Below are 18,515 nucleotides of genomic sequence, written 5' to 3'. Positions count from 1 at the left end.
TCAACGACGCGTCAGCAGGACACCCAGCACCACACCCACTGCGGCGCCAATACCTACACCCGTCCATGGATTATCACGTACATATTCGTCTGCGCGCGCAGCCGCTTCGCGGGTCTGTTTCGCCAGCGCGTCGCCGGTTTCACCCAGACGGTAACGGCTCTCTTTCAGCGCCTGCTCCGCTTTGCTGCGCAGTTTGCTCACTTCTTCTTTCGATTTATCGGCAGAAGAGTTCAACACCTCTTCCAGGGTGTCCGCCAGGGATTTCAGTTCAGCGCGCAGATTTTCTGAAGTTGTATCTTTTGACATGATTCTCTCCTGTTGAGATTTCCGTTAACTCAATAATCGCGAGCTTCCAGCGCTTTCAGTTCGTCCTGCGCCTCTTGCAACTTCCTCTCGCGCTTGGCAATTTTTTCCGCATCACCTTTCTCTTTCGCTTCTTGCAGGTCTTGACGGCGCTCGGCTATCTCGTCCTTCTGTTCAGCGATTTTTTCCTGATGATCGGCACGCAGCTTGCTGTCCGTACAATTATCTTTCACTTCGCTCAACGCCTTTTTCAGACCGTCGATCCGGTGCTGATTGTTATGCTTCTCGGCATAACTGATTTCGCGTTGGATATCCTTTTCTTTCTCCTGACAAAGAGACATCGCGAAGGAAGCTGTGCTTAAAGAAAAAAGGGCCAGAGCAAGGGTGATGCGGTATTTCATTATAGAAACCTTCCATTGTGTTACGGCGTAAGCCGTGTTCCAGAACTTTGCGGAGAACATCTGAGGGGTGCTCCGCGTACTTAAGCATAGTAAGTAAACGGGAGTTTCACCAAAGTAGGTGAAAATATTCGGAATATTAGTCGTTAACCAAACCGATGCGACGTGTCGCGTAGCCGTGACATCCAGGAGGCGACGTGGCTGTCATCGTCCTGTTGCGCGATGATGTAACCCTGCGGCAGCGTTCGGTCCAGCACCGCTTTCGCCGCGGCGCTTTGCGCACTGGAGTCAAATTTTATCAGCAGGACATCGTCTTGCGGCGTGATGCTCTTAAAGCGGATCCCGTTTGCGTCCAGATGATGCCAGATGGAAAAACCATCCGGCACGCTGGTTCCTTGATTCACAGGACGGATAGCCAGCGTCGATTCCTGATGCTGTAGCGCAGACCACAGCAGAATGAGGGCGCTGAACATCATCAGCGCAACGATGGCGTAAGAGAAACGACGCAGGGCGAGCGGGGAGATAACCATCGTTAACCCCTGGCTCCGTATTTCTTCTTCCACAGTACAACCAGTGAACCGACCAGGCCAAACACCAGCAGAACGACCGGCAGCAGCATCAGGCAAGACATCAGCTGGTCTTCATACTTCATAAAGACCGGCGTTTTCCCGAGCGCGTAGCCGAGCGTGGTCAGGATCAGAACCCACAGCAAGCCGCTCATCCAGTTAAAGAACTGGAAGCGCGCGCTGCTGAGGCCAGACAGGCCCGCGATGGTGGGCAGCAGGGTGCGCACAAAGGCGATAAAGCGGCCGATCAGCAAGGCGGAAAGCCCGTGCTTATGGAACAGGTGGTGGGCTCGCTGGTGGTAATGTGCCGGAAGATGTGAAAGCCAGTTCTGGACGATCCGCGTGTTGCCCAGCCATCGCCCCTGAATATAACTCACCCAGCAACCCAGGCTGGCGGCAATGGTCAAAAGCAAGACCGTTTGCGGGAAAGCCATCGCCCCTTTTGCACAGAGCACCCCAACCAGCACCAGCAGGCTGTCGCCCGGTAAAAAGGCGGCAGGCAGCAGGCCGTTCTCAAGGAACAGGATCATAAATAACACAAAGTAGAGCATGCCAATCATGGATGGGTTGGCCAGCGTTTCGAAATCCTGAGCCCAGAGGGCATTCAGTAGTTGGGTCAAAAGTTCCATTCAGTGTTCCTGGAAATCGGTTAACGTCACGCCTGTCATTCGGGAAAACAGCACGGCGACATTGTTATGATTTCATTATGGTCGCTCGCGGACACATTGAGGTGTGGCCAACACTGTTCCCTGTTAATTGGCTGGTTAGCAAGCACTAACTTACAAAATAACGAAGTGAATCCAATTGTAACAAAGCCCGACGTTCTGCGTCACAGAATTTGAGGGGAAACACGATTTTGGCGTAAGCCACGGAGGGGAGCGAGAGATTTTACAAAGGCTGACACTATAGAGGTTTTCTTACCCTGTCTGGCCGGAAGGCGCGGCGGTGCGCCTGCCGGCAGAACGAAGGCTTATTTTGCGAGATTGGTCGCAGTATCGAGGTGAACCACCGGATTATCGGCAAAAAGATAGCGGTCAGCGTTAAATTCGAAGTCATCGCTGGTTTCATTAAACAGCATCTGTTTGGTGTTCTCCAGATGCTGCCACATCGCCAGTTTTGCCGCATGCGGATCCTTACGAATCAGCGCCTTGAGGATCTGGTCGTGGTCGTCACACCAGTTGTCTACCGTGCGGGAATCAATGTGATCGTGCAATTTCTTCCAGTACGGGTTGTGAACGCGCTGAGTCCACATTTTTTCAACGATTGCCGCCAGCGCCGTGTTTTGAGTCGCAAGGGCAACCTGGACGTGGAATTGCAGGTCCCATTCGGAATCGCGGAAGCATTTTTCTTTACGCGCGTGGTCCTGAATTTCCATCAGCTTCATGATGTCTTGCTTGGTCACCTGCGTCGCCGCAAATTCCGCAATGTTGCTCTCAATCAGCTGGCGAGCCTGGAGAAGCTCAAAGGGGCCGTAGCTGGCAAATTCCAGGCTTTCGTCCGGGGCGGGGGAGTGTTTGGCCTGGTTGGAAATAACGTGAATGCCGGAACCTTTGCGAACCTCAACGTAGCCTTCCACTTCCAGCATGATGATGGCTTCGCGCACCACGGTGCGGCTGACGCTTTTTTCATCCGCAATGAAACGCTCGGCGGGCAGTTTATCACCGACAAGATAGACACCTTGCTCGATGCGATCTTTCAGCTCGGCGGCAAGTTGTTGATATAAACGACGTGATTCGGTGATTTCCATATGCGCTCCAGGCTGGGTACGGCGATTGATTTGTTATACCACTTTTGCGTGCCAGTCTCCAGATTTCGCCATTAAAAAAGCCGCTACTCAGCGGCCTTTAAATGCCCGGCGGCGCTTCGCTTGCACGGGCCTACGGGTTTTGTAGGCCGGGTAAGCGTAGCGTCACCCGGCACAACAACGCTAACTCTGCGTCGCCGGTCCCCCAAGGGACTCTTTCGCCAGCTCGTCGGCGGATTTGCTTTTCAGCACCGTCCAGATAACCACCGCACCCAGCAGGTCGAAGATAGCCAGTACCGCGAACAGCGGGCTGAAGCCGATGGTATCCGCCAGCGCGCCGACCACCAGGGCAAACATCGTGCTCGCTGTCCAGGCGGCCATACCGGTCAGGCCGTTGGCGGTGGCCACTTCGTTACGGCCAAACACGTCGGAAGAGAGCGTAATCAGCGCGCCAGACAGGGACTGGTGAGCAAAGCCCCCGATACACAGCAGCGCGATAGCCACGTAAGGGCTGGTGAACAGGCCGATCATACCCGGGCCGATCATCAGCAGTGCGCCCATGGTCACCACCATCTTACGGGAGACAATCAGGTTCACGCCAAACCAGCGCTGGAACAGCGGTGGCAGGTAGCCGCCGACGATACAGCCCAGGTCAGCAAACAGCATTGGCATCCAGGCGAACATCGCGATCTCTTTCAGGTTAAAGCCGTAAACTTTAAACATGAACAGCGGGATCCAGGCGTTGAACGTACCCCAGGCCGGCTCTGCCAGGAAACGTGGCAGGGCGATACCCCAGAACTGACGGGTGCCCAGGATCTGCCAGACAGACATCTTTTTGCCGTTATCGGTCTGATGCTGAGATTCCTGGCCGTTAATAATGTAGTCACGTTCTTCGGTAGACAGCTTTTTCTGGTCGCGCGGGTGCTTGTAGAAGATCAGCCACGCCATGGCCCAGGCGAAGCTCAGCACCCCGGAGATGATGAACGCCATCTGCCAGCTGTGCATCACGATAGCCCACACCACGAGCGGCGGCGCAATCATCGCCCCGATGGATGAACCCACGTTGAAGTAACCCACCGCGATGGAACGCTCTTTTGCCGGGAACCACTCAGAGCTGGCTTTCAGACCTGCGGGGATCATCGCCGCTTCGGCGGCACCTACCGCGCCACGCGCCAGCGCCAGACCGCCCCAGCTGCCTGCCAGTGCGGTCGCGCCGCAGAACACGGCCCAGGCAACGGCGAAGAAGGCGTAACCAATTTTTGTACCCAGAATATCAAGAACATAACCTGCAACAGGCTGCATTACGGTGTAAGCGGCAGAATAGGCCGCAATGATGTAAGAGTATTGCTGCGTGGAGATGTGCAACTCTTCCATCAACGTTGGCGCCGCTGCTGCCACGGTGTTACGTGTCAGGTAGCCCAGCACGGTGCCGAGCGTCACCAGTGCAATCATGTACCAACGTAACCCTTTAATTTTACGCATGTAAAACCTCATCGTTATGTTATTTCCGTGTCGGGACACGGCAACAACTCAACCGTTGCCGGGAGCTGTTCTGTAACGGGAGGGGCGTAACCGGGAACCTGTCCCGGAACGGCCCGAACCTTGCCATAAATAATCGTGCTAAGTCGGCTTCCGTACCGTTAAATCCGATGTATCAAACACCGGTAATGCATTCCGTCGGCTTATAGTTTGCGACGGCGAAAAGATAACTTGTCATACAACTTTAAAAGGTGAGTGACATCACAAAAGTGTGAATCTTTGTGTGGTCATTAAGCGACGCGCGCAAAGCCAGATATGGCGCGGCTTGCAGGAGGGTTTACCCCTTTGAGGGTAATTTATTTGTCGACGTTTATTGATCTAACTCACGAAAAAAACGTCGGACTCTGGAAATTGGTGTGATAACTTTGCAGCATCTGAACATAAGCTTTCTGACGCTCCCGTAATGAGGAAGACGATAATGACGCCGTTTATGACCGAAGATTTTCTGTTAGATACCGAATTTGCTCGCCGCCTGTACCACGACTACGCGAAAGACCAGCCGATTTTCGACTACCACTGCCACTTACCGCCGCAGCAGGTTGCCGAAAATTACCGTTTCAAAAACCTGTATGATATCTGGCTGAAGGGTGACCACTATAAATGGCGCGCAATGCGCACCAACGGCGTGGCCGAGCGCCTGTGTACCGGTGACGCCACCGATCGCGAGAAGTTCGACGCCTGGGCCGCTACCGTGCCGCACACCATCGGGAACCCGCTTTACCACTGGACGCACCTCGAACTGCGTCGTCCGTTTGGTATCACTGGTAAGCTGTTGTCTCCCGCCACTGCGGATGAAATCTGGGACCAGTGCAACGAACTGCTGGCGCAGGATAGCTTCTCGGCGCGCGGCATCATGAAGCAGATGAACGTGAAAATGGTGGGCACCACCGACGATCCGATCGACTCCCTGGAGCACCACGCGGTTGTCGCGAAGGACAGCACGTTTGACATCAAGGTGCTGCCAAGCTGGCGCCCGGATAAAGCCTTCAACATCGAGCTGGCAACCTTTAACGACTACATGGCGAAACTGGCGGAAGTGTCTGATACCGACATCCGCCGTTTTGCCGATCTGCAATCTGCGCTGACCAAACGTCTGGATCACTTCGCCGCACACGGCTGTAAAGTGTCTGACCACGCGCTGGACGTGGTGCTGTTCGCGGAATCCAACGAAGCCGAACTGGACAGCATTCTGGCGCGTCGTCTCTCCGGCGAACAGTTAAGCGAGCATGAAGTCGCCCAGTTCAAAACGGCGGTGCTGGTGTTCCTCGGCGCGGAATATGCCCGTCGCGGCTGGGTGCAGCAGTACCACATCGGCGCGCTGCGTAATAACAACCAGCGTCAGTTCAAACTGCTGGGCGCGGACGTGGGCTTCGACTCCATCAACGACCGCCCGCTGGCGGAAGAGCTGTCTAAGCTGCTGAGCAAACAGAACGAGCAAAACCTGCTGCCGAAAACCATTCTTTACTGCCTGAACCCGCGCGATAACGAAGTGCTGGGCACCATGATCGGCAACTTCCAGGGGGAAGGCATGCCGGGCAAGATGCAGTTCGGCTCCGGCTGGTGGTTTAACGATCAGAAAGACGGCATGGAACGTCAGATGACGCAGCTGGCGCAGCTCGGTCTGTTAAGCCGCTTCGTGGGTATGCTGACCGACAGCCGCAGCTTCCTGTCCTATACCCGTCATGAATATTTCCGCCGCATTCTGTGCCAGATGATTGGCCGCTGGGTGCACGCGGGTGAAGCGCCAGCGGATATCCAGCTGCTGGGCGAAATGGTGAAAAACATCTGCTTTAACAATGCGCGTGACTACTTCGCCATTGAACTGAACTAGGCCGTTTGAGGTTGATATGCAATACATCAAAATCCATTCGCTGGATAACGTTGCCGTCGCGCTGGCAGATTTAGCCGAAGGGACGGAAGTTACCTTCGACAACCAGTCGGTAACGTTACGCCAGGCCATTGGACGTGGACATAAGTTTGCCCTGATCCCCATCGCGAAAGGGGAGAACGTGGTGAAGTACGGTTTGCCCATCGGTCATGCGCTGGCGGATATTGCGCCGGGTGAATATATTCATTCGCACAATACCCGCACCAATCTCAGCGATCTGGACGAGTACAGCTATCAACCTGACTTCCAGCCAGAAGAAGGACAGGCGGCCGATCGTGAGGTACAGATCTACCGCCGCGCCAGCGGCGAGGTGGGGATCCGCAATGAGCTGTGGATCCTTCCTACCGTCGGCTGCGTGAACGGGATCGCGCGTCAAATCCAGACGCGCTTCCTGAAAGAGACCAACGATGCTGAAGGCACCGACGGCGTGCACCTGTTCAGCCACACCTACGGCTGTTCGCAACTGGGTGACGACCACATCAACACCCGCACCATGCTGCAAAACATGGTGCGCCACCCGAATGCGGGCGCGGTGCTGGTGATCGGCCTGGGCTGCGAGAACAACCAGGTGGATGCCTTCCGCGAAACGCTGGGGGAATTCGACCCTGCGCGCGTGCACTTTATGGTGTGTCAGCACCAGGACGACGAAGTGGAAGCGGGCGTTGAACAGCTGCATCAGCTGTATGAGGTGATGCGCCACGACAGCCGCGAGCCGGGCAAGCTGAGCGAGCTGAAGTTTGGCCTGGAGTGCGGCGGATCTGACGGTCTTTCCGGCATTACGGCTAACCCAATGCTGGGCCGCTTCTCGGATTACGTGATTGCCAACGGCGGCACCACGGTGCTGACCGAAGTGCCGGAGATGTTTGGCGCGGAGCGCATTCTGATGAGCCACTGCCGCGACGAAGAGACGTTTGAGAAGACCGTCACCATGGTCAACGACTTCAAGCAGTACTTCATCGCCCATAACCAGCCGATTTATGAGAACCCGTCGCCGGGTAACAAAGCGGGGGGCATCACCACGCTGGAAGAGAAATCCCTCGGCTGCACTCAGAAAGCCGGGGCCAGCCAGGTGGTGGATGTGCTGCGCTACGGCGAACGGCTGAAAACCCATGGTCTGAACCTGCTGAGCGCGCCGGGTAACGACGCGGTCGCCACCAGTGCGCTGGCGGGGGCGGGCTGCCACATGGTGCTGTTCAGTACCGGGCGCGGTACGCCGTACGGCGGATTTGTGCCGACGGTGAAAATCGCCACCAACAGCGAACTGGCGGCGAAGAAAAAGCACTGGATCGACTTTGACGCGGGCCAGCTGATCCACGGCAAGGCGATGCCGCAGCTGCTCGATGAATTTGTTGATGTCATCGTGGAAATCGCCAGCGGCAAGCAAACCTGTAACGAGAAGAACGACTTCCGCGAGCTGGCGCTCTTTAAGAGTGGTGTGACGCTGTAAGCGTTATGTCGGGTGGCGCTAACGCTTACCCGACATACGATATTCTGTAGGCCCGGTAAGGCGTAGCCGCCACCGGGCTTTTCTTTTTAACCTCGCAGGGCATTCTTCGCTAAACGCGCGTCTTCCGCCTGACAGGCCGCAGCGGTGAACAGCACGTCGGTAGAGGAGTTCAGCGCCGTTTCGCAGGAATCCTGCAATACGCCGATAATAAAGCCGACCGCGACCACCTGCATGGCAATCTCGTTCGGGATACCGAACATATTGCACGCCAGCGGGATCAGCAGCAGCGAGCCGCCCGCCACGCCGGAGGCGCCACAGGCGCACAGCGATGCCACCACGCTCAGCAGCAGGGCGGTTGGCAGATCGACCGGAATACCCAGCGTATGCACGGCCGCCAGCGTCAGCACGGTGATGGTGATCGCCGCACCCGCCATGTTCACGGTTGCACCCAGTGGAATTGAAACCGAATAGGTATCGCGATCCAGGTTCAGCTTCTCCGCCAGCGCCATGTTGACCGGAATGTTTGCCGCCGAGCTGCGGGTAAAGAAGGCGTATACGCCGCTCTCGCGCAGGCAGGTGAGCACCAGCGGATACGGGTTACGGCGGATCTGCCAGAACACCAGCAGCGGGTTGATCACCAGCGCCACAAGCAGCATGCAGCCGACCAGCACCATCAGCAGCTGCGCGTAGCCCCACAGCGCGTCAAAGCCGGTTGTGGCCAGGGTAGACGACACCAGGCCGAAGATACCGATAGGCGCAAAGCGAATCACGACCTTCACGATAAAGGTCACGGCGTTGGACATGTCGTTGACCAGATTTTTCGTCGTTTCGTTGCCGTGACGCAGGGCGAAACCCAGGCCGATCGCCCACACCAGGATGCCAATGTAGTTGGCATTCAGCAGGGCATCAATGGGGTTAGAAACCATGCTCATCAGCAGGCCGCGCAGCACTTCCACAATGCCTGAAGGCGGCGTAACGTCGCCCGCCGCAGATGTCAGATGCAGCGTGGAGGGGAAGAGGAAGCTAAAGACCACTGCGGTCAGCGCAGCAGAAAACGTGCCCAGCAGATATAAAAAGAGAATCGGGCGAATGTTGGTTTTTTGTCCGTGCTGGTGATTGGCGATAGAAGCCATCACCAGCATCAGTACCAGCACCGGCGCAACGGCCTTCAGCGCGCCCACGAAAAGCGTTCCGAGAAGCCCTGTTGCTTCCGCGGCAGGTTTTGACACCAGCGCCAGCAGAATACCCAGAACCAGCCCTACCAGGATTTGTTTAACCAGGCTGCCCTGCGTCAGACGCGCAAGCAGGCCCTTAGATTGTGTGCTCATACTAAATTCCTAAGTGAAATTGTGTTCCATCCTGGATGTGCTCTAAGTCACATTTATTTCAGGATGTAAATATTTGTTTGCCTGGTTGAGTATCAAGGAAAGCGGGGAAAGGCGGAAGAGTAAAATGCTGGATTTTACGTGTTGCGTCATGTTTTTTAACTATTGATTAACGGAAAGGCCGGGTGGCGCTACGCTTACCCGGCCTAAGAATTGGGTCCGTGTAGGCCCGGTAAGCGCAGCGCCACCGGGCAATATGCACTAAACCTGCTGCTTTTTATCGTGCTGGCGGTTAACCCAGGTATTGATAACCAGCGTCACCAGCAGAATGCCAAACACCACGCCGAGCGAAATGGCGATCGGGATATGGTAGAAATCGACAATCAGCATCTTGATACCAATGAAGACCAGAATCACCGACAGACCGTACTTCAGCATGGAGAAGCGCTCTGCCGCCCCTGCCAGCAGGAAGTACATCGCACGCAGGCCGAGGATCGCAAACAGGTTCGAGGTCAGGACGATGAACGGGTCGGTGGTGACCGCGAAGATTGCCGGAATACTGTCCACCGCAAAGATAACGTCGCTCAGCTCGACCAGAATCAGCACCAGCAGCAGCGGGGTGGCGAACAGCAGGCCGTTCTTACGCACGAAGAAATGCTCGCTCTCGATCTTGTCCGTCATGCGCAGATGACCACGGATCCACTTCACCAGCGGCTTGTCACCGATACCGGTATCGTCTTCTTTCGCCAGCGCCATTTTGACCCCGGTGAACAGCAGGAACGCGCCGAACACGTACAGCAGCCATTCGAACTGGGTAATCAGCCAGCTGCCGGCGAAGATCATGATGGTACGCAGGATGATGGCACCCAGCACGCCGTAGACCAGCACGCGGCGTTGCAGGGCCGCAGGCACGGCGAAATAGCTGAACAGCATCAGCCAGACGAAGACGTTATCAACCGCCAGCGCTTTTTCAATCAGATAGCCGGTGAGGAAGGCGAGTGCCTGAGGATCCGCCACCGCACGGCCTTCGGTTGAGGCCAGGTACCACCAGAAGACGGCGCAGAAGAGGAGTGAGAGGGATACCCATACCAGCGACCAGACGGCGGCTTGCTTGACGCTCATGCCATGCTCGCCGCGACGACCCTGCAAAAAGAGGTCGATTGCCAGCATGATGAGCACGACTACCGCGAATCCGCCCCACAGCATTGGAGTGCCGACAGAATGCATACTATTTTCCTTACACATAAAAAAACAAAAACGGCTATGGTCAGAAGACGATAGCCGTTAGCTTTTTATGCATAGACCTCGCCTTCCGGCAAGGTCTCACTTACAACCATGAAGGTTGCCCGGCGACCGGATGCGGTTTTGCACGCATCGTAATGACGATCCACCGGCGAAGAAGTTACTCCCCTTTGCAGGTAACAAAATATGTCAGACCATCGATTTCGTCAACGCTCTGCACGGTTTCATTACACAGCTTTACGCGACGGCTTCCACATTCACGCCGTCTGCGGGGAAGACTACGCCGGTCTGTCGGCGGATCTCCGTTTGCAGCTTCGCCGTGGTGCGGCTGATCGCCAGCCCAGGGTGGTTCACTTCGTTGTCTTCTACCAGACGGGCGAAGACCTCTGCCTCATAAAGCATAGTGTTAATATGCTGAGGCTGCGTCAGCTCCTGCGCTTTTCCGCCGCGCGGGACGATGCTGAGCTTCTGGCATTCAGAGATTTTTTCGATCACCAGCGAGCCGTCTTCGCCCTGAATTTCGCTTGGCAGTACGGAGTCGCTGACCTTCGAGTGCTGCAACGTCACGCTGAAATCACCGTAGTCCAGCACCACGATACCGTGGGCGTCCACGCCGCTTTCCAGCAGGCTGGCGGTGGCCGTCACGCCGTGCGGCTCACCCCACAGCGCGACCGCAGAGGCCAGACAGTAAAAACCGATATCCATAATTGAGCCATTCGAGAAGGCCGGGTTAAAGGTATTCGGGTTTTCGCCGTCCAGATAGCGCTGGTAGCGCGAGGAATACTGGCAGTAGTTAATAAAAGCTTTACGCACTTTGCCAATTTTCGGCAGGGACTGCTGCAACAGCAGGAAGTTCGGCAGACTGGCGGTTTTGAACGCTTCAAACAGCACCACCTGGTTTTCCCGGGCAAGCTGAATGGCGGCTTCCACTTCCTCAATATTCGAGGCCAGCGGCTTCTCGCAGATCACGTGCTTTTTGTGGCTGAGGAACAGCTTCGTTTGCGGGAAATGCAGAGAATTCGGGCTGGCGATATAGACCGCGTCAATGGCGTCGCTTTGCGCCATCTCATCGAGCGAGGTGAACAGATGTTCAACCAGGTAGTCATTCGCAAAACTCTGCGCCTGCTCAAGGCTGCGGGAATAGACTGCGGTGAGCTTATATTTGCCGGTTTCGTGGGCGGCGTCGACGAACTGGCGCGTGATCCAGTTCGTACCGATGACTGCGAAACGTATCATAAACGTTTACGTACTCCGTAGCAGGGAACTTAAAACCACTGTAGCACGTCATCATGACATTTCGCGTGCGCTACTGCGCATTACTCTTTAACGATAAATGCGTCAGCCACAGCCGGGTATCAAACTCCAGCTGGTGGTACTGCGGCTCCATATGGCAGCACAGGGAATAGAAGGCTTTGTCGTGCTCTTTCTCTTTCAGGTGCGCCAGCTCGTGTACCACGATCATCCGCAGAAAGGCTTCCGGCGCGTTACGGAAAACGGTCGCCACGCGGATCTCCGCCTTAGCCTTCAGCTTGCCGCCCTGCACGCGGGAGATGGCGGTGTGCAGGCCGAGCGCATTTTTCAGCACGTGGATCTTGTTGTCGTACATCACCTTGTTGATCGGCGGGGCGCTTCTGAGATAACGGTTTTTCAGATCCTGCGTATACTGCCAGAGCGCCTTATCGGTCGCGAAATCGTGGGTGCCGGGATAGCGTTTTTCCAGCACCGCGCCGAGCTTCTGCTCGGCAATCAGGCTGCGAACCTGGGAAAGTAAATGCTCCGGATAGCCCTGGAGATAAGTAAGTTGGTTCATCAACGCCCCAAATCGACAATAAAACGGGTATACTCACGCACCCTTTTCAGGGATACGCCAAATTTTACCATTCAGGAGGGCCGATGAGCCACTTAGACAACGGTTTCCGTTCACTCAACCTTAAACGTTTCCCGGAAACGGACGACGTAAACCCGCTTCAGGCGTGGGAAGCGGCGGATGAATATCTGCTGCAACAGTTGGATGAGACTGAAATCCGCGGCCCGGTTCTGATCCTGAATGACGCGTTTGGCGCGCTGGGCTGCGCGCTGGCGGAACACACACCTTACAGCATCGGCGATTCTTACCTGAGCGAGCTGGCGACGCGTGAAAACCTGCGTCACAACGATATCGACGAATCCAGCGTGAAGTTCCTCGACAGCACCGCGGACTACCCGCAGGCGCCGGGCGTGGTGCTGATCAAAGTGCCCAAAACCATGGCGCTGCTGGAACAGCAGTTGCGCGCGCTGCGTAAGGTCGTGACGCCAGAAACGCGTATTATCGCGGGTGCGAAGGCGCGCGATATTCACACCTCGACGCTGGAGCTGTTCGAGAAAGTGCTCGGCCCGACCACCACCACGCTGGCCTGGAAAAAAGCGCGCCTGATCAACTGTACCTTTAGCGCGCCGGAACTGGCCGACGCGCCGGAGACCCTGAGCTGGAAGCTGGAAGGCACCGACTGGACCATCCACAACCATGCGAACGTTTTCTCACGCACCGGTCTGGACATCGGGGCGCGTTTCTTTATGGAACATCTGCCGGAAAATCTGGAAGGGGAAATTGTCGATCTGGGCTGCGGCAACGGGGTGATTGGCCTGACGCTGCTGGCGAAGAACCCGGACGCCAGCGTGGTGTTCAGCGACGAGTCGCCGATGGCGGTGGCCTCCAGCCGTCTGAACGTGGAAACCAACATGCCGGACGCGCTGGATCGCTGCGAGTTTATGATTAACAACGCGCTCTCCGGCATAGAGCCTTTCCGCTTTAACGCCGTGTTCTGCAACCCGCCGTTCCACCAGAAACACGCCCTGACGGATAACGTCGCGTGGGAGATGTTTCACCACGCGCGCCGCTGCCTGAAAATCAACGGCGAGCTGTACATCGTGGCGAACCGCCACCTGGACTACTTCCACAAGCTGAAAAAGATCTTCGGTAACTGCGTCACCATTGCGACGAACAACAAGTTTGTGGTGCTGAAAGCGGTGAAGCTGGGGCGTCGTCGGTAAGATGGTTTTGCCTGGCGGCGCTGCGCTTGCACAGGCCTACGGTTTTGTAGGCCCGGTAAGCGCAGCGCCACCGGGCAAGAAATCAAATCGCTAATGCCAATGTTGTCCCCTGCGCAATCGCCCGCCGCGCATCCAGCTCCATCGCCACATCGCACCCGCCAATCAAATGCACCGTTTTACCGGCTTCGCGCAGCGGATCGGCCAGATCGCGCTTCGGCTCCTGTCCGGCACATAAAATCACATGATCCACGCGCAGCAGCTGCGGTTCAGCGCCGATCAGCACGTGCAGCCCGTCGTCGTCGATCTTCTGGTAGCTCACCCCCGGGATCATCTTCACCCCGCGTGAGAGCAGGGTGGCGCGGTGGATCCAGCCCGTGGTTTTGCCCAGCCCTTCGCCCGGCTTGCTGGCCTTACGCTGGAGCATCACGATCTGACGCGGGCTTTTCGGCAGCTGTGGACCTTCCGGGCGCAGGCCCCCGGACTGACTGAGGCTGGTATCAATGCCCCATTCCACGCAAAACTCGGCGATGTTCTGGCTGGTGGCCTCGCCCGGCTGGCTTAAGTACATCGCGGTATCAAAGCCGATCCCGCCGCAGCCGATAATCGCCACCTTTTCACCAACGGGCGCTTTATCGCGCAGTACGTCCAGATAGCTCAACACCTTCGGATGATCGATGCCCTCGATCGCAGGCGTGCGCGGGGCGATCCCGCTCGCGAGGATCACCTCGTCGAAGTCGATGAGATCCGCCGCGCTGACAAACTGGTTAAGCCGCAGATCAACACCCGTCAGGTCGATCATCCGGCGGTAATAGCGCAGGGTTTCATAGAACTCCTCTTTGCCGGGGATCTGTTTGGCGATATTAAACTGCCCGCCAATTTCACCGGCGGCATCAAACAGCGTCACGCGGTGCCCGCGCGTGGCGGCATTGACCGCAAACGCCAGGCCAGCGGGGCCGGCACCCACGACGGCCAGGCGTTTTTGACTGACCGCCGGGACGACCGGCATTTTGGTTTCATGGCAGGCGCGGGGGTTTACCAGGCATGAGGTGACTTTGCCAACGAAGATCTGATCCAGACAGGCTTGGTTGCAGCCGATGCAGGTGTTGATCTCATCCGCACGGCCGCTTTGCGCTTTAGAGAGCAGTTCGGCATCCGCGAGGAACGGACGCGCCATTGAGACCATATCGGCATCGCCGCGTGAGATCACATCGTCCGCCACCTGCGGATCGTTAATGCGGTTAGTGGTGACCAGCGGAACGGAAACTTTGCCTTTCAGCTTGCGCGTTACCCAGCTGAACGCCGCGCGCGGCACCGGTGTGGCAATGGTCGGAACGCGCGCTTCGTGCCAGCCAATTCCGGTGTTGATAATCGTGGCGCCTGCGGCCTCGATCGCCTGCGCCAGCTGCACGGTTTCGTCGAACGTGCCGCCGCCTTCCACCAGGTCGAGCATTGACAGGCGGAAGATAATAATAAAATCCGCACCCGCACGATCACGCACCGCACGTACCACCTCCACGGCAAAACGCATCCGGCGGGCATAATCACCGCCCCATTCGTCGTCGCGCTGGTTGGTGCGGGCGGCGAGGAACTCGTTAATCAGATAGCCTTCAGAGCCCATCACCTCCACGCCGTCGTAGCCCGCCTCACGTGCCAGCGCGGCGCAGCGGGCAAAATCGTCGATCAGCGCCAGGATCTCGTCGTGGCTGAGGGCGTGAGGGGTAAAGCGGTTAATCGGCGCCTGAATAGCCGATGGCGCAACCAGCTTTGGCTGATAGCTGTAGCGCCCGGTATGCAGAATTTGCAGGGCGATTTTGCCGCCCTCGTTATGCACCGCGTCCGTGACAATGCGGTGATGCGGCAGCTGTGTCGCATCATTCAGAACTGCACCGCCCCCCATCGGCACGCCGGAAGGGGCAGGGGCTACGCCGCCGGTGACAATCAGCGCCACCCCGTGGCGCGCGCGCTCGGCGTAGAAGGCCGCCAGACGTTCAGCCCCGTCCGGACGCTCCTCCAGCCCGGTGTGCATCGAGCCCATCAACACGCGGTTTTTGAGGGTGGTAAACCCCAGATCGAGGGGGGCGAATAGCGACGGATAGCGGCTCATAGTCTCTTCCAGTGTAAAATTATTGTTATGTGGTCGGATGAGTTACTAATTTAGCCAGCGGCAGCAGAAAGGTAAAAGCGGGATCGAATGATTGTGATAGATCTCAAAGAACTTCCCCGGTGGCGCTACGCTTACCGGGGCTACAAAACCCCAGGACGGATAAGCGCAGCGCCATCCGGCGTTATTTACGGCATCGCTGCCCGCGCTAACCCCGGCGCCTGCCACATCGACGTCGTCAGCCCGCTGTCCACCAGGCCGAGCTGGTCGGCGTACACCGCCTGCCACTTCTGCATCATGCCGTCGTACAGCTCCCGGTGCTGCGGGTTTGGCGTAAACTCGCGGCTCCACTTCACCAGCCGCTCGCCCGTCGAGGCCATATCCGAAAACAGCCCCGCGCCCGTTCCGGCGGCAATGGCGCAGCCGAGCGCCGTTGCCTCTTTGACTTCCGGCACGCGCACCGGCAGGCCGGTGACGTCGCTTAAAATCTGGCTCCACAGGGTGCCCTTTGCGCCGCCGCCCGCAAACACCAGGCTATCAAACGTCACGCCGGAGAAGCGCGAAATCTGCGTCAGGTTACAGGCCGAGACGATCGCCGCGTTCTCCTCCAGCGCGCGGAACAGCGTCGCTTTGTTGCACTTTTCCGGGTCGATGGAGAGGTTAATAAACGACGGTGCGGCGTGGTACCACTGCTTAAAATGCATCGCGTCGGAGAAGATTGGCATTACGCCGTGGGAGCCAGCGGGCACGCGGCCCGCCATCTCTTCCAGCAGGGAATAGGTGTCCATCCCCATCCGCTCGGCAATCAGCTTCTCTTCGGCGCAGAAGGCGTCGCGGAACCAGCGCATGGTCAGCCCGGTAAAGAAGCTGATCGACTCCGCCTGCGCCATGCCGGGAATAACGTGCGGGTTCACGCGGATGTTCATCTCAGGATCGGTGCGCACCTGCGGCAGGTTAACCACCTGCTGCCAGAAGGTGCCGCCCAGCACCGCCGTTTGTCCGGCGCGGACCACGCCCAGCCCCAGGCAGCCCAGCTGCACGTCGCCGCCGCCCATCACGACCGGGGTGCCTTCGCGCAGGCCGCTCTGCTGCGCGGCTTCTTTGGTGATAGCGCCCAGCACGGTGCCGGTCTCTTTCACCGGCGAGAGAATATCGGCGCGCAGCCCGGCCATGTCGAGCAGTGCCGGACGCCAGTCGCGTGAAAAGAGATCCAGCATGCCGGTGGTACCCGCATTGGACGGGTCCACCGCCAGCTCGCCGGAAAGCTTTGCCGCCAGCCAGTCGCTGATCATGGTGATAGTGGCGGCCTTACGATAAATATCAGGGCGATGATGCGCCAGCCAGAGCAGGCGCGGCATGGCGCTAAGGGCAAGCGTCTGCCCGGAAACGTCATACACTTCGGATTCAAAACGATAGTCGTGGATCTCTTTGAGTTCAGCCACCTCGCGGCTGGCGCGGGCGTCGACGTTGGCGCAGGCCCAGATGGCCTCGCCGCTGCGATCGTACAGCACGATCCCTTCGCGCATCGAACAGCAGGCGACGGACTGAATATCCGCCGCGCTCAGGCGCGCGCGCTCCAGCGCCTGCTGAATGCACCGGCAGGCCAGCTGCCAGTTGGTGTCGAGGTCGAATTCCATCGACCCCGGCACGTTCTCCACGCTCAGGTGCTTCCACTCGGCCTGGCCGACGGCAATCTGGTTGCCCTGTAAATCGAAAATCACGGCGCGAACGCTGCCTGTCCCTGCATCTAACGCTAAAAGGTAACTCATGAGCTTGCCTCGCTGTTAGCGCAGGGCGACTCTTATTCGGCCAGAGCCAGCACCGCGCGGGCTGTCGTCTCTTCCGTCACCAGGCCATTAATACGGCGACCTTTCAGTGCGGCGTAAATCGCATCGGCTTTTTCTTCCCCTCCGGCCACGCCGACGATGGTGGGCAGCTGCGCCAGTTCATCGAGCGTGACGCCCAGTAATTCTTTGTGGATCTCCAGCTCCTCGACGCATTCCCCTTCGGCGTTAAGGAAATAGCCGAGGATATCGCCCACCGCCCCTTTACGGGCGTACATCAGCTGTTCACCTTCGCTGATATAGCCGGAGCGCAGTATCGTCGCGTCACGGCGCTGGTTCACGGAACCAATGCCGACCACCGCCACGTCAGCGGCGGTCGCGGCGAGGATCACGTCCCGCACGCTGGTTTCGCGCTTTAAGATCCCGGCGACTTCAGCGGATGACACGCGAAGCGGGGCGGGGATCATGCTGACGCTACAGGCCGCATCCAGCTGGCCGATACCGGTCATATACGGCCCCACGCCGCCGGAAAGCGTCACCAGGCGGATCTGCTGCGAGCTGATAAAGCCGCTTAAGTGTTGCAGACTGCTCATGGTGGTTTCACCGAAGCCCACCGCTAACAGCTGGCCGGGCGCCAGCACGCCCATCAGCGACTGCGCCGCGCCAATGCCCAGCCGCACGTTCATCGGCGGGGTGTTTAAGGCAGGCATCACGCGCACCAGCTTCAGGCCAAAGCGCTGCTGTAGCTCAGTTTCCAGCGCCAGGCAGCCCTCGTAGCGGGAGTTGATCTGCACGCGGATCACCCCCGACTGACGGCCTTTCTCCAGCAGGCGGGAGATCTTCAGGCGAGGCAAACCGAGCCGTTCGCCGATATCATTCTGGGTCAGCCCGTCGTGGTAGTAGCACCAGGCGACGCGCGCCACCAGCTCCTCTTCTGCCAGCGCCAGCCCGGCAAACCGTCCTTCTTCCGCAGTGCGTTTATCGCTCATAGTTGAACTCTTATAAAAATTTAGATCATATGTTCGTAATGGCGCGGCGTGAAAATGTGAGCCACGCGGCAAAACGGATCTTTTAGATCGTTTCTGGTTAATCTGAATCTCAATCGATAAAACTGTGATCCCTGCACGGTTGTAAATATAGTTCACCGT

The 18,515-nt window shown here is 57.7% G+C and carries 16 protein-coding genes; 3 read left to right on the top strand and 13 right to left on the bottom strand.

The window, feature by feature from the left end; genetic code table 11:
* The 6 genes from IM300_RS02920 to IM300_RS02895 form a co-directional block, all read right to left on the bottom strand.
* Entirely contained in the window at positions 1-306 is a 306-nt protein-coding gene (locus IM300_RS02920; protein ID WP_003862645.1) for a YqjD family protein, read from the bottom strand.
* Between the two features lie 29 nt (positions 307-335).
* Positions 336-704 (bottom strand): DUF1090 domain-containing protein, encoded by a 369-nt coding sequence (locus IM300_RS02915; protein WP_063451091.1) that lies wholly within the window; start codon positions 702-704, stop codon positions 336-338.
* Positions 705-847: 143 nt separating this feature from the next.
* Positions 848-1,231 carry an EnvZ/OmpR regulon moderator MzrA gene (mzrA, locus tag IM300_RS02910; protein WP_063867631.1) on the bottom strand — a complete coding sequence of 128 codons (384 nt, stop codon included), beginning with the start codon at positions 1,229-1,231 and terminating at the stop codon, positions 848-850.
* Positions 1,232-1,233: 2 nt separating this feature from the next.
* A complete protein-coding gene (gene yqjA / locus IM300_RS02905) occupies positions 1,234-1,896 on the bottom strand; it encodes a DedA family general envelope maintenance protein YqjA (RefSeq protein ID WP_022649475.1) in 663 nt (220 codons plus the stop codon).
* 341 nt (positions 1,897-2,237) lie between these two features.
* Positions 2,238-3,014 carry a transcriptional regulator ExuR gene (gene exuR / locus IM300_RS02900; RefSeq protein ID WP_063451093.1) on the bottom strand — a complete coding sequence of 259 codons (777 nt, stop codon included), beginning with the start codon at positions 3,012-3,014 and terminating at the stop codon, positions 2,238-2,240.
* A gap of 180 nt (positions 3,015-3,194) precedes the next feature.
* On the bottom strand, positions 3,195-4,493 hold the full coding sequence (locus IM300_RS02895; RefSeq protein ID WP_063451094.1) for an MFS transporter: 1,299 nt from the start codon (positions 4,491-4,493) through the stop codon (positions 3,195-3,197).
* 475 nt (positions 4,494-4,968) lie between these two features.
* Between IM300_RS02895 and uxaC the strand changes: the two genes are divergently transcribed.
* Positions 4,969-6,381, top strand: coding sequence for a glucuronate isomerase (uxaC, locus tag IM300_RS02890; RefSeq protein WP_107533925.1), 1,413 nt, complete (start codon positions 4,969-4,971; stop codon positions 6,379-6,381).
* Between the two features lie 16 nt (positions 6,382-6,397).
* A complete protein-coding gene (locus tag IM300_RS02885) occupies positions 6,398-7,885 on the top strand; it encodes a UxaA family hydrolase (RefSeq protein ID WP_112792112.1) in 1,488 nt (495 codons plus the stop codon).
* A gap of 86 nt (positions 7,886-7,971) precedes the next feature.
* On the opposite strand, the gene sstT is transcribed toward IM300_RS02885, so the two are convergent.
* From sstT to IM300_RS02865, 4 genes are all read right to left on the bottom strand, one after another.
* Positions 7,972-9,213 carry a serine/threonine transporter SstT gene (gene sstT, locus IM300_RS02880; protein WP_112792111.1) on the bottom strand — a complete coding sequence of 414 codons (1,242 nt, stop codon included), beginning with the start codon at positions 9,211-9,213 and terminating at the stop codon, positions 7,972-7,974.
* 258 nt (positions 9,214-9,471) lie between these two features.
* The gene (locus IM300_RS02875) at positions 9,472-10,437 is read right to left on the bottom strand and encodes a TerC family protein (protein WP_063867641.1); all 966 of its coding nucleotides are present in this window, start codon (positions 10,435-10,437) and stop codon (positions 9,472-9,474) included.
* Positions 10,438-10,689: 252 nt separating this feature from the next.
* Positions 10,690-11,688, bottom strand: coding sequence for a Gfo/Idh/MocA family protein (locus IM300_RS02870; protein WP_063867643.1), 999 nt, complete (start codon positions 11,686-11,688; stop codon positions 10,690-10,692).
* Between the two features lie 70 nt (positions 11,689-11,758).
* Positions 11,759-12,262: a YgjP-like metallopeptidase domain-containing protein gene (locus tag IM300_RS02865; RefSeq protein WP_063451100.1), complete on the bottom strand. Its 504-nt coding sequence runs from the start codon at positions 12,260-12,262 to the stop codon at positions 11,759-11,761.
* An 83-nt stretch (positions 12,263-12,345) separates the two neighbouring features.
* Between IM300_RS02865 and rlmG the strand changes: the two genes are divergently transcribed.
* Positions 12,346-13,482, top strand: coding sequence for a 23S rRNA (guanine(1835)-N(2))-methyltransferase RlmG (rlmG, locus tag IM300_RS02860; RefSeq protein ID WP_193035228.1), 1,137 nt, complete (start codon positions 12,346-12,348; stop codon positions 13,480-13,482).
* 82 nt (positions 13,483-13,564) lie between these two features.
* Here the strand turns inward: rlmG and IM300_RS02855 are convergent, their stop codons facing one another.
* The 3 genes from IM300_RS02855 to lsrR all read right to left on the bottom strand — a co-directional run bounded on the left by IM300_RS02855 (position 13,565) and on the right by lsrR (position 18,356).
* Positions 13,565-15,586 carry an NADPH-dependent 2,4-dienoyl-CoA reductase gene (locus IM300_RS02855; protein ID WP_193035226.1) on the bottom strand — a complete coding sequence of 674 codons (2,022 nt, stop codon included), beginning with the start codon at positions 15,584-15,586 and terminating at the stop codon, positions 13,565-13,567.
* A 185-nt stretch (positions 15,587-15,771) separates the two neighbouring features.
* A complete protein-coding gene (gene lsrK, locus IM300_RS02850) occupies positions 15,772-17,352 on the bottom strand; it encodes an autoinducer-2 kinase (protein ID WP_193035224.1) in 1,581 nt (526 codons plus the stop codon).
* A 32-nt stretch (positions 17,353-17,384) separates the two neighbouring features.
* Positions 17,385-18,356 carry a transcriptional regulator LsrR gene (lsrR, locus tag IM300_RS02845; protein ID WP_063867652.1) on the bottom strand — a complete coding sequence of 324 codons (972 nt, stop codon included), beginning with the start codon at positions 18,354-18,356 and terminating at the stop codon, positions 17,385-17,387.
* Positions 18,357-18,515 lie beyond the last annotated feature (159 nt).

It is taken from the genome of Enterobacter cloacae complex sp. I2, from assembly GCF_014896205.1.
GTDB classification, from domain to species: Bacteria; Pseudomonadota; Gammaproteobacteria; order Enterobacterales; family Enterobacteriaceae; genus Enterobacter; species Enterobacter quasihormaechei.
The sequence above is the reverse complement of the archived record's forward strand: the minus strand, read 5'-3'. Positions and strand labels throughout refer to the sequence as shown.

Excerpts from the sequence above, each read along its gene's own strand:
- IM300_RS02865 (WP_063451100.1), bottom strand. The coding sequence starts at position 12,262 with ATGAACCAACTTACTTATCTCCAGGGCTATCCGGAGCATTTACTTTCC.
- sstT (WP_112792111.1), bottom strand. The coding sequence starts at position 9,213 with ATGAGCACACAATCTAAGGGCCTGCTTGCGCGTCTGACGCAGGGCAGC.
- lsrK (WP_193035224.1), bottom strand. The coding sequence starts at position 17,352 with ATGAGTTACCTTTTAGCGTTAGATGCAGGGACAGGCAGCGTTCGCGCC.
- lsrR (WP_063867652.1), bottom strand. The coding sequence starts at position 18,356 with ATGAGCGATAAACGCACTGCGGAAGAAGGACGGTTTGCCGGGCTGGCG.
- yqjA (WP_022649475.1), bottom strand. The coding sequence starts at position 1,896 with ATGGAACTTTTGACCCAACTACTGAATGCCCTCTGGGCTCAGGATTTC.
- mzrA (WP_063867631.1), bottom strand. The coding sequence starts at position 1,231 with ATGGTTATCTCCCCGCTCGCCCTGCGTCGTTTCTCTTACGCCATCGTT.
- uxaC (WP_107533925.1), top strand. The coding sequence starts at position 4,969 with ATGACGCCGTTTATGACCGAAGATTTTCTGTTAGATACCGAATTTGCT.
- rlmG (WP_193035228.1), top strand. The coding sequence starts at position 12,346 with ATGAGCCACTTAGACAACGGTTTCCGTTCACTCAACCTTAAACGTTTC.
- IM300_RS02895 (WP_063451094.1), bottom strand. The coding sequence starts at position 4,493 with ATGCGTAAAATTAAAGGGTTACGTTGGTACATGATTGCACTGGTGACG.
- IM300_RS02915 (WP_063451091.1), bottom strand. The coding sequence starts at position 704 with ATGAAATACCGCATCACCCTTGCTCTGGCCCTTTTTTCTTTAAGCACA.
- IM300_RS02855 (WP_193035226.1), bottom strand. The coding sequence starts at position 15,586 with ATGAGCCGCTATCCGTCGCTATTCGCCCCCCTCGATCTGGGGTTTACC.
- IM300_RS02920 (WP_003862645.1), bottom strand. The coding sequence starts at position 306 with ATGTCAAAAGATACAACTTCAGAAAATCTGCGCGCTGAACTGAAATCC.
- IM300_RS02870 (WP_063867643.1), bottom strand. The coding sequence starts at position 11,688 with ATGATACGTTTCGCAGTCATCGGTACGAACTGGATCACGCGCCAGTTC.
- IM300_RS02885 (WP_112792112.1), top strand. The coding sequence starts at position 6,398 with ATGCAATACATCAAAATCCATTCGCTGGATAACGTTGCCGTCGCGCTG.
- IM300_RS02875 (WP_063867641.1), bottom strand. The coding sequence starts at position 10,437 with ATGCATTCTGTCGGCACTCCAATGCTGTGGGGCGGATTCGCGGTAGTC.
- exuR (WP_063451093.1), bottom strand. The coding sequence starts at position 3,014 with ATGGAAATCACCGAATCACGTCGTTTATATCAACAACTTGCCGCCGAG.